This is a genomic window from Phenylobacterium koreense (assembly GCF_040545335.1).
In the GTDB taxonomy this organism is placed as follows: domain Bacteria; phylum Pseudomonadota; class Alphaproteobacteria; order Caulobacterales; family Caulobacteraceae; genus Phenylobacterium; species Phenylobacterium koreense.
This window is the reverse complement of record NZ_JBEPLU010000001.1, coordinates 1,545,258-1,558,325: the sequence shown is the minus strand read 5'-3', so window position 1 is coordinate 1,558,325 and position 13,068 is coordinate 1,545,258. Positions and strand designations below refer to the sequence as shown.

Sequence of the window (13,068 nt, the reverse complement as noted above, 5' to 3'; positions counted from 1 at the left end):
CGCACCAGCCGCTCTCATACAGCTAAAAACGGAACCGGGGGGTTCATGCTGGCCCGTCTATCCATCGCAGGAAAACTCCTGCTCGCGGCGGGCTGCGCTATCGGCGCGCTGCTGTTGCTGGCCGCCGCCCTCGTGGCGGCGAACGCGAGCGGCATGGTCCGTAGCCTTTCCAACGACAACGCCGAGGCGCTGGCCGGCAAGGCCGCCGCCGAGGTGGCCAGCGACATCGGCGAGATCCAGGGGCTCGGCCGCTCCATGGCGGGAAGCCTCGGCGCCGCGCACGCGGCCGGGATCCATGATCGCAAGGCCCTGGCCGAGATCATCAAGCCGGCGGCCTCCGCCTCGCCGATGATCCTCGGTGCGTGGTTCATGGAGGTCCCGAACGCCCTGGATGGCCAGGACGCCGCCCATCTTGGCGACACGGCGGCCGGCTCCAACAAGCTCGGCCAATTCACGCCCTACTGGGTGAATGACGGCGGCCAGATCGAGCTCGAGCCGCTCGACACCGGCAGCGACTACGACCAGCCCTTCTTCCAGACGACGTTCCGCAGCGGCAAGGCGGCGATCGTCGAGCCCTATCCCTATGAGGTCGGCGGCAAGACCATCTCCATGACTTCGGTCACGTTCCCTGTGACGTCGGGTGGAAAGCTGATCGGCGTGGCCGGGCTGGACCTGGCGCTGGACGATATCTCCTCCCAACTCGGCGCGTTGCGCCCGTTCGGGGATGGCCGGGTCATGCTGGTCTCACCCGCAGCCAACTGGGTTTCCCATCCGGAGGCTCAGCTTCGCATGAAGCCGTATGCCGATGCCGGCCTTGCCGAGTTGAAGGGCGCGATGAGCGGCGGCAAGCCGGTCCTGCTGAGCGGCTTGGACCTGCCGGGCGGCAAGGTCGAGCGGCTGGTGACGCCGGCCCCGCTGCCGGGCCTCGACTCGACCTGGGCCGTGGTGATGGACGTGCGGACCAGCCACATCACCGGTCCCGCTCGCAAGCTCGCCATCTGGCTTGCGGTCGGCGGACTGGCAATTCTCGCGCTGGTGCTCGGCGCTCTTTTCCTTGCGGTCGACAAGCTGGTTCGCCAGCCCTTGGCCGGTATCACGGCGGCGGTGGGCGAACTTTCCGCCGGGCGCTACGACAAGGCGGTGCGCGGCGCCGACAAGCATGACGAGGTGGGCGAGATCGCCCGCGCCCTCGATGGGTTCCGCCACGGCCTGGCCGAGAACCGTGATCTGCGCGCCGGCCAGGAAGCGGCCAACGCCGCCGCCGAGGCCGCGCGTCAGCGGGCTGAAGCCGAACGCGCCGCGGTCGCCGAGCAGCAGGCCATCGTGGTCACCGCCCTGGCGCGCGCCCTGGAGCATCTGGCGCAGGGCGATCTCACCGCTCGGGTCGAGGCCCAGGTGGCGCCCGAATACGAGTCCCTGAAGCACGACTTCAACGTCGCCATGAGCCAGCTCCAGAACACCATGGGCGTGGTGGTCGGTGTCGCCTCCAGCATGCGTTCGGGGGCCGGGGAGATCAGCAAGGCGGCCGACGACCTGTCGCGCCGGACCGAGCAGCAGGCGGCCAGCCTGGAAGAGACGGCCGCAGCTCTCGACCAGATCACCGCCACGGTCCGCAAGACCGCCGAGGGGGCTGGTCACGCGCAAGGGGTGGTCGAGACCGCCCGCGCCAACGCCGCCGACAGCGCCGACGTCGTCCAGCGGGCGACAGCCGCCATGGGCCAGATCGAGGACTCGTCCAAGCAGATCGGGCAGATCATCGGGGTGATCGACGAGATCGCCTTCCAGACCAATCTTCTGGCCCTCAACGCGGGGGTCGAGGCGGCTCGCGCCGGCGAGGCGGGCAAGGGCTTTGCGGTCGTCGCCTCAGAGGTGCGGGCCCTGGCCCAGCGCTCGGCCGAGGCCGCCAAGGAGATCAAGGCGCTGATCAACGCCTCCTCGGCCCAGGTGGGGCAGGGGGTGAGCCTGGTCGCCGACACCGGCAGGGTCCTTCAGCTCATCGTCAGCCAGGTGGCCGAGATCAACGGCATCGTCACCGAGATAGCCGCCAGCGCCCAGGAACAGGCCGTGGGCCTCCACCAGGTCAACTCCGCGGTCAACCAGATGGACCAGGTGACCCAGCAGAACGCCGCCATGGTTGAGGAGTCCACGGCCGCCAGCCACGCCTTGGCGGGAGAGGCGAGTGAGCTGGCTGACCTGATCGGGCAGTTCAAGACCGGCCAGCAGGCGTCGGATGCGGTTCCGCCACAGCGCCCGACACCGCGCCTCGCGGTCGCCGGCGGGACTCGTGTCGCCGCCGAAGAGGACTGGACCGAGTTCTGATCAGCCGGCGGGGCGGGGACCGAGCACGGCCTCGGCCTCTGCTTCGTCCAGGCCTTCGATCTCCACCATCTTCAGGCGCGAGGTCTCGCCCGAGACGATCCGCAGGGCCGACTTCGGGCGGCCTAGCTGCTTGGCGAGAAAGGCGATGACCGCCGCGTTGGCCGCGCCTTCCGTAGGCGCGACCGAGACGCGCACCTTCAGGTGGGGCCGTCCGTTCGCATCCAGCGCCCAACCGTCGATCGCGTCGCGGCCACCCTTGGGCGTGACCCGGACGGCCAGCCGCATGTCAGTAGAAAAGGTTCAGCAGGCCCGCATGCGCCGCCGGCAGCAGGTAGCGCTGGAGCCCGGAGATCACCAGGATCGCCAGCACCGGGCTGATGTCCACGCCGCCAAGGCTTGGAATGATCCGCTGGAACGGCGCCAGGACCGGCCGGGTCACCGCATCCAGGAATCGCGCGACGCCATAGACGAAGCGGTTGCGCAGGTTGATGACGTCGAAGGCCACCAACCAGGACAGGATGGCGTTCGCGATCAAGGCGAAAACCAGCAGCCCGAGCAGGGCGTCCAGGAGGAAGAAGACGAAGCCGATCAGCGGGGCCATCGAAAAATCCGTGCGGAATTGGGCGTCCTGTATCGACTGGCCGGCGGCTGGTTGCAAGTCGCGACGCCGAAGAGTGCATCAGCCGCTTGACAGAACCACCCCGCGCCCCCTAAGTCCGCGCCTCCTGGGGCCGTAGCTCAGTTGGTAGAGCGCCTCGTTCGCAATGAGGAGGTCAGGGGTTCGACTCCCCTCGGCTCCACCAGGAATCCGCCCAACCCAGAACGGTCGTCGCCGGCGTTGTGCCCGCGAACGTTGTTTTCTTGCGCGTTGTTTGGCTTAAGGTGGCGCTAGGTTCATCTTTGCTCTGGAGCGACCTTCGTGCTCATCGCCGTCCTGACCGCCGCCCTGGCGCTGCATGCGTCATCTGCTGCGCCAGCTACGCCAGCCGCCTCGCCTGAGCCGCCGAAGGCTCAGGTGGCGCAGGTCGCCGACAAGGACCGGATGGTCTGCAAGACCGAGGCGCTGGCCGGCAGCCGGGTGCCCAAGCGAGTCTGCGCCACCAAGGGCGAGTGGGAAGCACGCCGCGCTGAGGACAAGGAACACCTCGACGCCATGCAGCGCGCTTCCAAGCCGCACATCTCGCAGTAGGCGCGGCCTCTAGATCTTCGTCCCGGGGGCTTCCTCGGTGGGGACGCCGTCGAAGTGCTCTTCGGTGACGTCGGCCTTGGTCTTCTGGACCACCCCGTCGCGGTGCTCGGGCGGGCCGTACAGGGTGTAGAGCCGCAGGGGCTTGTCACCGGTGTTGACCACGTTGTGGCGCGCGCCGGCCGGGACGATGATGCCGAAGTCGGCCTTCACCTTGGTCTTCTCGCCGTCGATCCAGACCTCGCCCTTGCCCTTCTCGATGCGGAAGAACTGGTCGTGGGTGTCGTGCACCTCCTCGCCGATATCCTCGCCGGGCGCGATGGACATGAGCACGAGCTGCAGATGCTTGCCGGTGTACAGCACCCGGCGGAAGTCCTTGTTGGTCTCGGTCAGTTCCTCGATATCGTCGACAAAGCCCTTCATCGCGGGTCCTTTCCTGGTGCTGATTGCGGTCCAGCCTTGAGCCGACAGCGCGGCGTGGCTTTGATACAAGTCAAGACCGCGCCGGTGACGCCAGCGTGACGGCCAAGCCTGCCATCAGGCAACCGTAACGGGAAGCTTCAGGAACACGTTCCCCGCCGGGCTGGCGGGCGGCAGAGCCCCGCCGCGGATATTCACCTGCAGCGAGGGCAAGAGCAGGGTCGGCGCGCCCAGGGTGGCGTCACGCCGCTCACGCATGGCCACGAACTCGGCCTCGCCGACGCCGTCGTGGACGTGGACGTTGCGGACGCGCTCATCGGCCACCGTCGTCTCCCAGCGGAAGTCCTCGCGTCCGGCCGGCAGGTAGTCGTGGCCGACGAAGATGCGGGTCGCCTCAGGTAGAGCCATGATCTTGCGGATCGAGCGGTAGAGGGTGGCCGCGTCCCCGCCGGGAAAGTCGGCCCTGGCGGTCCCGTAGTCGGGCATGAACAGGGTGTCGCCGACGAAGGCCGCGTCGCCGATCAGGTAGGTGACGCAGGCCGGCGTGTGTCCGGGCGTGTGCAACACGCTGATCGTCAGGTCACCCAGCGGCAGGACGTCGCCCTCAGCCATCAGATGGTCGAAGACTTCGCCCTTGTCGCCGGCGTCCTGCGCCTCGAAGATCGGAATGAAGGTCTTTTGCACCTGGGTGATTTCCGCCCCGATGACCACCTTCGCGCCGGTCTTGCGGCGAATGTAGTCGGCCGCCGACAGGTGGTCGGCGTGGGCGTGGGTCTCCAGCACATAGACCAGCGTCAGGCCCTGGTCCTGCACCGCTGCCAGGACGGCGTCGGCCGATGCAGCCGACAGCCGCGCGGCCTTCGGCTCGAAGTCGAGCACCGGGTCCACCACGGCGGCGGTGCGGGTCGCCGGATCGATCACCAGGTGAGTCGCGGTCGAGGTGGCCTTGTCGAAGAATGTCTGTACGTGTGGGTTCATGGTCGGAGCCTCCTTCGGTGTCCGCCATCATATAAGATCTTGCTAATTTAGAAACAACTCATATATCTCGGCCATGTTCGATCTCGCGAACTTCGACATCACCCGTTTCGAGGCCAGCGCCGGAGAAGCCGCCAAGCTTCTGCGCGCTCTGGGCAACGAGCGGCGGTTGATGATCCTGTGCCAGTTGACTGAAGGCGAACGATCGGTGGGCGAACTCCTGCCCCTGGTCGGTCTCTCGCAGTCGGCCCTGTCGCAGCATCTGGCGGTGCTGCGCGAGGAAGCCGTCGTGGCCACCCGCCGTGAGGGCCAGACCATCTGGTACCGGATCGCCGACCCTGCCGCGATGAAGGTGGTGGCGACGCTCGCGGAGATCTTCTGTCCTCCAGACATGAAGAAGGCCGATGCTTCCCCAACTGACCCCCAAGGACGCCGCTGACCTCCTGGCCCAGGGCCGGGCGGTCCTGTTCGATATCCGCGATCCGGACGAGTTCGCCCGTCGCCATGTGAAGGGCGCGCACCTGCGCCCGCTCGCCACCCTGGCGGCGGATCCGCTGCAGGTCCCGGCAGGCCAGGCGGCGATCTTCACCTGCCGTTCCGGCATGCGAACGGCCGCCAATTGCGAGCGCCTTGCCGCTGTGGTCTCCGGCCCAGCCTACGTGCTGGACGGCGGCCTTGACGGCTGGGCCGCGGCTGGCCTGCCGGTGGTCGAGAATCGCAAAGCGCCGTTGGAACTGATGCGCCAAGTGCAGATCGCCGCCGGCGGCTTGGTGCTGGCCGGGGTAGGCCTCGGCCTTGCGGTCCATCCGGGCTTCTTCGGAATCGCCGCCTTCGTGGGCGCGGGCCTTACCTTCGCGGGAGTCACCGGCTTCTGCGGCATGGCCCGGCTGTTGGCGCTGGCCCCCTGGAACCGCGTGACGGCCTGACAATGGACCTGCCTCTCGTCAGCCTGGCGCTTGCGGCGCTGGGCGGCGGGGCCATCGGCCTGCTGCTATCGCTGTTCGGCGGCGGCGGGTCGGTGCTGGCCACGCCGCTGCTGCTCTATGTGGTCGGGGTGGGCGATCCCCACGTCGCCATCGGCACCTCGGCCGCCGCCGTCGCGGTCAACGCCGCTGCAGGGCTTGGCGCCCAGGCTCGTGCGGGGCGCGTGAAGTGGCCGTGCGCCCTGGTCTTCGGCGGCGCCGGGCTGGTCGGCTCGCTGATCGGCGCGCAGGTCGCCAAGATGGTCGACGGCGGCCAGCTCATCCTCTGGTTCGCCGGCGCCATGGCCCTGGTCGGGCTCTCGATGCTGCTGCCGAAGGCGGGCGAGGGTGACCCCGGCGTGCGGTTGAACCCGGACCTGACGCGTCGGCTGGCGCCGCTTGGCCTTCTGGTCGGGCTGGTGGCCGGCTTCTTCGGCATCGGCGGCGGCTTCCTGATCGTGCCGGGCCTGATGGCTGCCACTGGAATGACCTTGGCCAACGCCGCGGCCTCGTCGCTGGTCTCGGTGGTTCTGTTCGGGGCCGCGACCAGCGCCAGCTACGCGGCTTCCGGCCTCGTGGACTGGCCGGTGTTCGCGGCCCTGATCGCCGGCGGCGCGGTCGGTGCGTTGGCCGGCGGTCCGCTGGCCACACGGCTGGCCGGCCATGCCGCCTTCGCCCGACGCATCTTCGCGCTGATGGTGCTGGCGACGGCGGCGTATGTGGCCTGGCGCGCGTCGGGCGCGGTCGCCTAGCGATCGGCCCGCCGGCTCCAGCGCATCTTCATGTAGATATCGCCGTCCTCCAGCTCGTCCAGCATCTGGTCCAAGCGCTTGCGTCGCGTCTCGTCTTTCCGCGCACGGGCGATCCAGCCGAGATAGTCGTTGCGTTGGAACGACGGGCGAGCCTCGAAGGCGCCCAGCAGGTTCCGTTTCAGCAAGGCCTCCAGGACGGCGTCCGGCATGGGATTGAGCGCGCGCTTCAGCGTCATTGGCGACCTCCTACTGGCCGCTACAACGACGCATCAAGGTGAAGGTTCGCCGCCGACCCGAAAAATGAACGGCGTTGCGCGAAAAATGGCGAGCGATATAAGCCGGCTAGGCCGGGATCGGTCCTGGCCTGCAGGGGACTTTCGAAGCCTTGAGCACCGCCGGCGCCTATCGCAAAGCCTATGACCTCCTTGCCCAGGGCGACCTGCCTGGCGCCTTGGCCTTCACCGCCGACCTTATGACGCAACCCGACGCAGGGCCTGGCGTCTTCGCCGCTCGCGCGAGCGTGCTCAAGGCGGCCGGCCGGCCGATGGAGGCGCTGGACCTGAACCAGGCCGCGGTCAGGCGCTTCGCCGACAATGGCGTCTGCTGGCACAATCTCGCGTCGACGCTGGGCGATCTCGGCCGCGCGGCGGAGGCGGAGACCGCGGCCCGCCGCGCCATTTCCCTCGGCGTGAAGGCGCCCGAAACCCGGCTGGTTCTTGGGCGCGCCCTGCAGACCCAGCTTCGCCTGGAGGAGGCCGAGGCCGCCTTCGTCGAGGCGGTTTCGGACCGGCCTGACTACGAGGAAGCTCATCGCGACCTGGCCCAGCTCGTCTGGATGCGGACCGGCGACGCCCGCGCCGCGACCGCACGGCTCGAGGCGGCGATAGCGGCCCAGCCCACAGCGGCGAACCTCCGCTACGCTCTGGCTCTGGCCCTGGAATATACCGGCGATCCGGCCGGTGCGCGCGCTGTGCTGGAGGCCGGGCTGGCGCTGGCGCCGCGTGACCGGCGCCTGCTGGTCTTTGCGGTCGAGGTCTGCTGCGAACTCGGCGACACTGACGCCGCCCTCGCCTGGGCCCGCTCGATCGGCAGCTCCCCTGACGACTTCAACGCGCAATCGTCCCTCGCCCAGGCCCTGATGGCGGCGGGCGACGCAGAGGGCGCCGTCCGCGCGGCGTCGCTCGCCGCGGACCTCAACAGGGACGACCAGTTCACCCTGGCGTTGCAGGCCACGGCCTGGCGGCTGGCCGGCGATCCCCGCTATCGCCGGTCCTACGACTATGGCCGGCTGGTCGCGGCCTATGATCTGTTCGACCCGGAGACCTCCGAGGGCCATGAATTCCTTGAGGCCCTGCGCGCGTCGCTGATGCGGCTGCACGGCTTCGCCACCCATCCGTTCGGCCAGTCGGTCCGCGCAGGGGGGCAGGCGACCCTGCGGCTCGACGGCGGTCATGAGCCGCCCATCGAGCACCTGCTGGGGCGTCTCCGCGAGGCGGTGAACCGGCGTGCGGCGGAGCTACCCGCCGGCGAAGGGCCCTTCGAGCGTCGCAACACCGGGACGGCTTCGATCACGGGCGCCTGGTCCGTGCGCCTGGGCTCCTCCGGTCATCACACCAATCATGTGCATCCGCAGGGCTGGTTGTCGTCCGCCTTCTACGTGTCGCTACCTTCGGTGGTCGGCGACCCGGATGGGCGCGCGGGCTGGATCAAGTTCGGCGAGCCGGCCCTGCGCACCTCACCCGCCCTGGCGCCCGAGCATTTCGTCCAGCCCCGGGTCGGTCGGCTGGTGCTGTTTCCCTCGTACATGTGGCACGGGACGGTCCCGTTCGTGTCCGACGAGGATCGCCTGACTGTCGCCTTCGACGCCGTCCCGGCCTAGTTGGGCAGCATGAGGACGTAACTCACGCCCGGTCCCGCGCCCTCGGTGAGCACGCCTCCCGATTGCCGGGCGAAGCTCTCGACCAGCTTGCGCCCCATGCCTTCGGCCTTGATCAGCGGAACGCCGGGCATGCCGATCCCGTCATCGGCCACGGTGAGCTCACAGCCCTCCGGCCGGCCGGACAAGGCCACCAGGATCTGACCTGAGCGCCCGTCCGGAAACGCGTACTTCGCTGCGTTGGTGACCAGCTCGTTGACCACCAGCCCCACCGCCACTGCGCGGTCCCGAGAAACCGACCAGGAAGCCGTCCGGCAATCCAGCCGCACCAGGCCGTTCTGCAGCAGGCTGTCGGACAGGCTGGAGCAGAGTTCGTGCAGGTAGTCGCCCAGGTCGATCTGCTCGACAGCGTTCTCCGGCGAGTAGAGGAAGGCGTGGGCCTGGGCCATCGAGTGCACGCGCCGAAGCGCATCGGAGAGCGCGGCGGCGGCCTGGTCGTCCTTGGCGCGACGCCTTTGCATATCCAGCAGCGCCTCGACCATCTGGAAATTGTTCTTCACCCGATGGTTCAACTCCCGCAACAGGAGCTCCCGGACCTCGAGCTTGGCGGCGCGTTCGTTCTGGGCCAGCTCATAGGCGCGGCGGAACGCCTGGGCGACCGCGACGACGGCAAGGCCGCTCAGGCCGTTGAGGATCAGTGTCGTGGCTTCGACGGAGTCCAGCGGCCCGAAGCGGGCAGGCGACAGGATCATGTACCAGACGCCCAGCATCATGATCGTCAGGGCGATGACGCCCGAACGCCAGCCGGCCAGCAGGGTGGCGAGCAGCACGAACGGGAAGAAGAAAAGGTAGGGCGGGGTCCCCGGGGCCAGCAGATCGACGCACAGGCGCAGAAGGCCGGAGAAGGAAGCGCAAAGGCCGGCGCACACCCACTCGGTCACCCAAGTCGGCACGTCCGGCGCGAGCCGGCTCCGCAGGTTCAGGTTGCCCAGCCTAAGCATTGGCGAAGAACGAACCTCCCCCGTTCTGCGGTCAAGGCTGAAAAAACAGCCGTAGGGTGAACTGGCGGTAAAAACACCCTCGCCGAATCCAGCTTTCTCCGTATGGGTCCATGGTGTTGAGCAAGGCTTGAGCGCATATTCGGCGGGTGATCACGCACTTCCCTTTCCTGCAGACGGTGACCGAACGCGACCGCCGCTGGCCGCGCCTGATCGCGATGGCGGCCGCAATGCCGCTCGCAGTCGTGGTGCTCACCGTCGCCTTCATCATCGTGCTGGGGACGATGACCGACGGCCGCATTTTCGAAGGGGTGCAGGGAGCGCCCCTGGAGCGCTCGGCCGATTACGTCCTGCAACTCGGCGCGGGGCTTGGCGCCATGGCGCTGGCGGTGATGCTGGTCGCCCGATACGTGTTCGCCAGGCCCATCGGCACCTGGCTGACCGCCGCGCCGCATTTCCGCTGGTCGCTCATGTTCTGGGGCGCGGGCGCGACCGCCGTAGGCCTGTCGGTGCTGATGGCTCTGGACGCGGTGCTCATCCACAATACCGAGTACCAGTTCCCGATCCTCGACCCGACCGCGTCCTTGGGCCTGAAGTTCGCCTATGTCGGGGCGGTCCTGATCGGGCTGCTAGTGGCCGCCACCGCCGAGGAGGCGGTGTTCCGCGGCTACGTGCTGCAGCAGACCGCGGCCTTCACCCGCAACACCTGGATCCTGATCGGCGTGAACGCCGTAGTTTTCGCCCTGGCGCACCTGGAGTTCGATCCGGCCGCGCTGGTCGCCCGCGCGCTGGCGGGGGCGGTCTTCGCCTGGGCGGCGCTGCGGCTGGGCGGACTGGAATTCGCCATCGGCGCCCATGTGGCGACCAACCTTATGATCGCCCTCCTGCAAGCTCCGATGCTGCCCGAGGACCCGCCGGCCGCCGGCGGGCTGGAGGATATGGTCAACGAGGTGCTGCTGGCCTTCTACATGGTCTGCCTGGTCGAGCAGACCCGGAAGATGCCCCGGCTGATGGGAGCTATTTCTTCTCCAGCATCAACTGGCCTTCCTTCTTCAGACGGCCCTTGATCCTGTCGGCCATCATCGCGAAGAAGGGCGGCAGGTCGACCTCCATGCGGACAGCGTCCTCCAGCACGTCCAGCCGCCCGGCCACGGCCTGACCCACGACCCTGGCCGAGAACGAGAGCTGGTCGCCGTTCCAGGCCTTGGCTAGCTTCACCCCCTCGCCGAATTGATGGGTCAGTCGCCCGACGCCCTCGTCGATTCGCCGGCGGGCTTCCTCGCGGCCGAGCTGGTGCGGAATGGTGACGACGACAGGCTTTGGCATGGGCGATCCTCCGCGCCTATAACGGCCCGGCGGCGATAGCGCTCCTCGCCTCGGGTTGGGCGACTTCGGACCGGGCCGCGACGACGACCGAGGCGACGAAGATGATGACCATGGCGACGATGCCGAGCCAGGTCGCCAGTGCGCCGCCGTGGACGCGCCGGGATTGGTCGTCCTCACCCATGGGGATGCTCCAGCAGCCGCCCCAGGCCCGGCGTGTCATCGCCCTCTCGCCAATAGACGCAATAGGTGAGCCAGCCGTCGATCGGCAGGGCGCGGACATCGGGACCGAAGATCTCGGCTGCGGATATGCCGGCGATCGTTATGCCGAAGCCTTCCGCGACCAGGGTTGCGACGTCACGCCAGTCGCGGCCGTAGTGGATGTGGGCTGGAGAGACCCCGAGGCCCGCCAGCATCGCGCTGGTCCAGGCGCCGCAGGTCACCAGCGTCATGTCGGCGAGGTCCGCGGGCTCGGGAGCGTGACCTGGCCGGACATAAAGCGCTAGCGGTTCGGACCAGAGCGGGGCCGAGCGCCATCCCGGCCGCCGCTCTCCATAAGGCGCGACGATAGCGTCGGGCCGGTCCGCGTCCTCTCCATCGCACACCTCGATGGCCATGGCTGGGTTGAGCCTTTGGCGCAGGCTGCACGGGGTGAGCGGAAGCGTGGCGCCCAGGACGAGCCGTCGTTGGGGGTCGGGCGGCAAGGCGGTCGGGGACGCAAAGGAGCAGGCTTCCATGGCTAGGCCGCCTGCCGGAATTCGAGCGTGCGGCGGGCGACCAGCACGTCGCGGTGCGAGCCGGGCAGGCGACGCACCAGTTCGAAGCCGTGCCGATGGAAGGTCAGGACCGCTTGCGCCCCGCCCTCGCCGGAACGGGTCTGCACGATGATGATACCACCCTGGCGGACTTGCGGACCGCGATGGAGCAGGTCGCTCAACCGCTCCACAGTGGCGGTATGCGCCGCCAGCAGGGCGTCGGCCTCGTCGCCCGGCGCTCTCTGGCCGGCGTGCAGGCAGCCGACGTCGGCATAGCCGCGCCGGTGCAGCCAAAGCAGCGCGAAAAGCGCGCCCGACCCGGTCACCCGGATGGCGCTGTCAGGGCCGACACCGGCCGCATCGAGAAGTTGGGAGAGGCCGACGGTCGGCCGAAGATCGCGCATGGATCCCTCGTCTGGACGGCCGGTCTTTACTCAAGCCGGCGCGTCACAGACTGGCCGCGATGGGCCTCAAGGCGCGATGTGGAAGATGGCGCCCCGCATAAGGACGCCATCAAGACGATCAGGCCGCTTCCTGGATGGCCGAGACCTTCCAGGGCTCGCCCCGGCGGCGCACAAAGGTCCAGAGCTCGGTGGTCTCGGTCGGGCGATCCTCGCCCTCGACGATGGCGCCGCTTTCGCGGTCGACCATCACGTCGCGGCTCGAATAGCGCATGGCGGCGGTGGCGTACTCCAGGTCGCCCTCGCTCCAGGCCTCGGCCACGTCGCCTTCAAGCATCTGGATGTCGCTCACCTTGTTGCGCACGCCGCGGGTGGCGTTCTGCCCGAGCTCCTCGGCCAGATAGCTCATGATCTCCGGCGTGGTGCGTTCGCGGATCGCGCCGTAGTCCTCGCGGCCGAAGGCTTCCTGGACCTCGCGCAGCAGGCGCTCGAAGGCTTCCCGGTCAGCGCCGGTCACGGCCAGGTCCTGCCCGAGATCGACGGGCGCGTAGGCTGGCTGCGGGCTCGCGGGCTGCTGGATGTCGAAGGGCGAGCGGAAGCTGGTCGATCCGGCGTTCGGCGCTGCGGCCTCGGCCGGGCGGCGGCGCGAAGCCAAGAACCGGAAGGCCAGCATGGCGACGATGGCGATCAGGGCGATCTGCAAGAGGCCGCCCAGCATTCCGGCCATGCCGGCGCCGAAGCCATGGCCCAGCAGCAGTCCGAGCAGTCCGCCCAGCATCAGGCCGCGTACAAGCGGATTGCTGAACAGGCCGGGGCGGCGCTGATTCATCGGGTTCGCGCCAAGCGGCCGCGCCGGACTGGTGGCGGCAGCCTGGCCGGGCTGACGCTCGGTCATCGAGCGCTGAACCGGGGCCGCCTGGGTGGGCGCGGTCTTGGTCGCCGGGGCGGCGTTGTAGGTCCGGGCCCCACGGCTGCCGAAGCTGCCGCCGCGGCGGGCGTCCGCCTCGGAAGCGAGGGACAGGCCCATCGCCAGCGAAAGGCCCGTGACGGCGAAAATCTTGCTCAGTCGAGAGGTCAAAGTCGGCGTTTCCCTTGTGTGGT

At 68.8% G+C, this 13,068-nt stretch carries 18 protein-coding genes and 1 tRNA gene; 8 read left to right on the top strand and 11 right to left on the bottom strand.

All coding sequences use genetic code 11. The features are described from left to right. Positions 1–45 precede the first annotated feature (45 nt). The gene (locus ABID41_RS07760; RefSeq protein WP_331928311.1) at positions 46–2,319 is read left to right on the top strand and encodes a methyl-accepting chemotaxis protein; all 2,274 of its coding nucleotides are present in this window, start codon (positions 46–48) and stop codon (positions 2,317–2,319) included. Here the strand turns inward: ABID41_RS07760 and ABID41_RS07755 are convergent, their stop codons facing one another. Further along, entirely contained in the window at positions 2,320–2,604 is a 285-nt protein-coding gene (locus ABID41_RS07755; protein WP_331928309.1) for a DUF167 family protein, read from the bottom strand. Between the two features lies 1 nt (position 2,605). Next, positions 2,606–2,920: a YggT family protein gene (locus ABID41_RS07750; RefSeq protein ID WP_331928307.1), complete on the bottom strand. Its 315-nt coding sequence runs from the start codon at positions 2,918–2,920 to the stop codon at positions 2,606–2,608. A 126-nt stretch (positions 2,921–3,046) separates the two neighbouring features. Between ABID41_RS07750 and ABID41_RS07745 the strand changes: the two genes are divergently transcribed. Beyond that, a tRNA-Ala gene (locus ABID41_RS07745) sits at positions 3,047–3,122 on the top strand. Positions 3,123–3,238: 116 nt separating this feature from the next. After that, positions 3,239–3,508 (top strand): hypothetical protein, encoded by a 270-nt coding sequence (locus tag ABID41_RS07740; RefSeq protein ID WP_331928305.1) that lies wholly within the window; start codon positions 3,239–3,241, stop codon positions 3,506–3,508. Between the two features lie 9 nt (positions 3,509–3,517). Here ABID41_RS07740 and ABID41_RS07735 read toward each other — a convergent pair whose 3' ends face one another. Together ABID41_RS07735 and ABID41_RS07730 are read right to left on the bottom strand one after the other, a co-directional pair. After that, positions 3,518–3,928 carry a cupin domain-containing protein gene (locus ABID41_RS07735; protein WP_331928303.1) on the bottom strand — a complete coding sequence of 137 codons (411 nt, stop codon included), beginning with the start codon at positions 3,926–3,928 and terminating at the stop codon, positions 3,518–3,520. Positions 3,929–4,042: 114 nt separating this feature from the next. Next, entirely contained in the window at positions 4,043–4,903 is an 861-nt protein-coding gene (locus tag ABID41_RS07730) for an MBL fold metallo-hydrolase (RefSeq protein ID WP_331928301.1), read from the bottom strand. Between the two features lie 73 nt (positions 4,904–4,976). On the opposite strand from ABID41_RS07730, the gene ABID41_RS07725 reads away from it, so the two are divergent. From ABID41_RS07725 to ABID41_RS07715, 3 genes are read left to right on the top strand one after another with little or no spacing between them, the layout of a single operon-like run. Next, the gene (locus ABID41_RS07725) at positions 4,977–5,339 is read left to right on the top strand and encodes an ArsR/SmtB family transcription factor (protein WP_331928299.1); all 363 of its coding nucleotides are present in this window, start codon (positions 4,977–4,979) and stop codon (positions 5,337–5,339) included. Further along, positions 5,305–5,826 carry a rhodanese family protein gene (locus ABID41_RS07720; protein WP_331928297.1) on the top strand — a complete coding sequence of 174 codons (522 nt, stop codon included), beginning with the start codon at positions 5,305–5,307 and terminating at the stop codon, positions 5,824–5,826. The genes ABID41_RS07725 and ABID41_RS07720 overlap by 35 nt, the downstream gene beginning before the upstream one ends. 2 nt (positions 5,827–5,828) lie before the next feature. After that, the gene (locus ABID41_RS07715) at positions 5,829–6,614 is read left to right on the top strand and encodes a sulfite exporter TauE/SafE family protein (RefSeq protein WP_354297375.1); all 786 of its coding nucleotides are present in this window, start codon (positions 5,829–5,831) and stop codon (positions 6,612–6,614) included. Here ABID41_RS07715 and ABID41_RS07710 read toward each other — a convergent pair. Beyond that, a complete protein-coding gene (locus ABID41_RS07710; RefSeq protein WP_331928864.1) occupies positions 6,611–6,850 on the bottom strand; it encodes a YdeI/OmpD-associated family protein in 240 nt (79 codons plus the stop codon). The genes ABID41_RS07715 and ABID41_RS07710 overlap by 4 nt on opposite strands. Positions 6,851–6,999: 149 nt before the next feature. On the opposite strand from ABID41_RS07710, the gene ABID41_RS07705 reads away from it, so the two are divergent. After that, a complete protein-coding gene (locus ABID41_RS07705; RefSeq protein ID WP_331928863.1) occupies positions 7,000–8,493 on the top strand; it encodes a putative 2OG-Fe(II) oxygenase in 1,494 nt (497 codons plus the stop codon). Here the strand turns inward: ABID41_RS07705 and ABID41_RS07700 are convergent. Beyond that, positions 8,490–9,491 (bottom strand): sensor histidine kinase, encoded by a 1,002-nt coding sequence (locus ABID41_RS07700; RefSeq protein WP_331928861.1) that lies wholly within the window; start codon positions 9,489–9,491, stop codon positions 8,490–8,492. The genes ABID41_RS07705 and ABID41_RS07700 overlap by 4 nt on opposite strands. A gap of 146 nt (positions 9,492–9,637) precedes the next feature. Here ABID41_RS07700 and ABID41_RS07695 point away from each other — a divergent pair, with 146 nt between their 5' ends. After that, positions 9,638–10,555, top strand: coding sequence for a CPBP family intramembrane glutamic endopeptidase (locus ABID41_RS07695; protein WP_331928859.1), 918 nt, complete (start codon positions 9,638–9,640; stop codon positions 10,553–10,555). Here the strand turns inward: ABID41_RS07695 and ABID41_RS07690 are convergent. From ABID41_RS07690 to ABID41_RS07670, 5 genes are all read right to left on the bottom strand, one after another. Next, positions 10,506–10,814 (bottom strand): polyhydroxyalkanoic acid system family protein, encoded by a 309-nt coding sequence (locus tag ABID41_RS07690; protein ID WP_331928858.1) that lies wholly within the window; start codon positions 10,812–10,814, stop codon positions 10,506–10,508. The genes ABID41_RS07695 and ABID41_RS07690 overlap by 50 nt on opposite strands. A gap of 16 nt (positions 10,815–10,830) precedes the next feature. Beyond that, positions 10,831–10,995, bottom strand: coding sequence for a hypothetical protein (locus ABID41_RS07685; RefSeq protein WP_331928856.1), 165 nt, complete (start codon positions 10,993–10,995; stop codon positions 10,831–10,833). After that, positions 10,988–11,428, bottom strand: coding sequence for a LysR substrate-binding domain-containing protein (locus ABID41_RS07680; RefSeq protein WP_331928855.1), 441 nt, complete (start codon positions 11,426–11,428; stop codon positions 10,988–10,990). The genes ABID41_RS07685 and ABID41_RS07680 overlap by 8 nt, the downstream gene beginning before the upstream one ends. A gap of 122 nt (positions 11,429–11,550) precedes the next feature. Then, positions 11,551–11,970, bottom strand: coding sequence for a hypothetical protein (locus ABID41_RS07675; RefSeq protein ID WP_354297374.1), 420 nt, complete (start codon positions 11,968–11,970; stop codon positions 11,551–11,553). A 118-nt stretch (positions 11,971–12,088) separates the two neighbouring features. Next, positions 12,089–13,045 (bottom strand): Tim44 domain-containing protein, encoded by a 957-nt coding sequence (locus tag ABID41_RS07670; protein ID WP_331928851.1) that lies wholly within the window; start codon positions 13,043–13,045, stop codon positions 12,089–12,091. Positions 13,046–13,068: the final 23 nt, after the last annotated feature.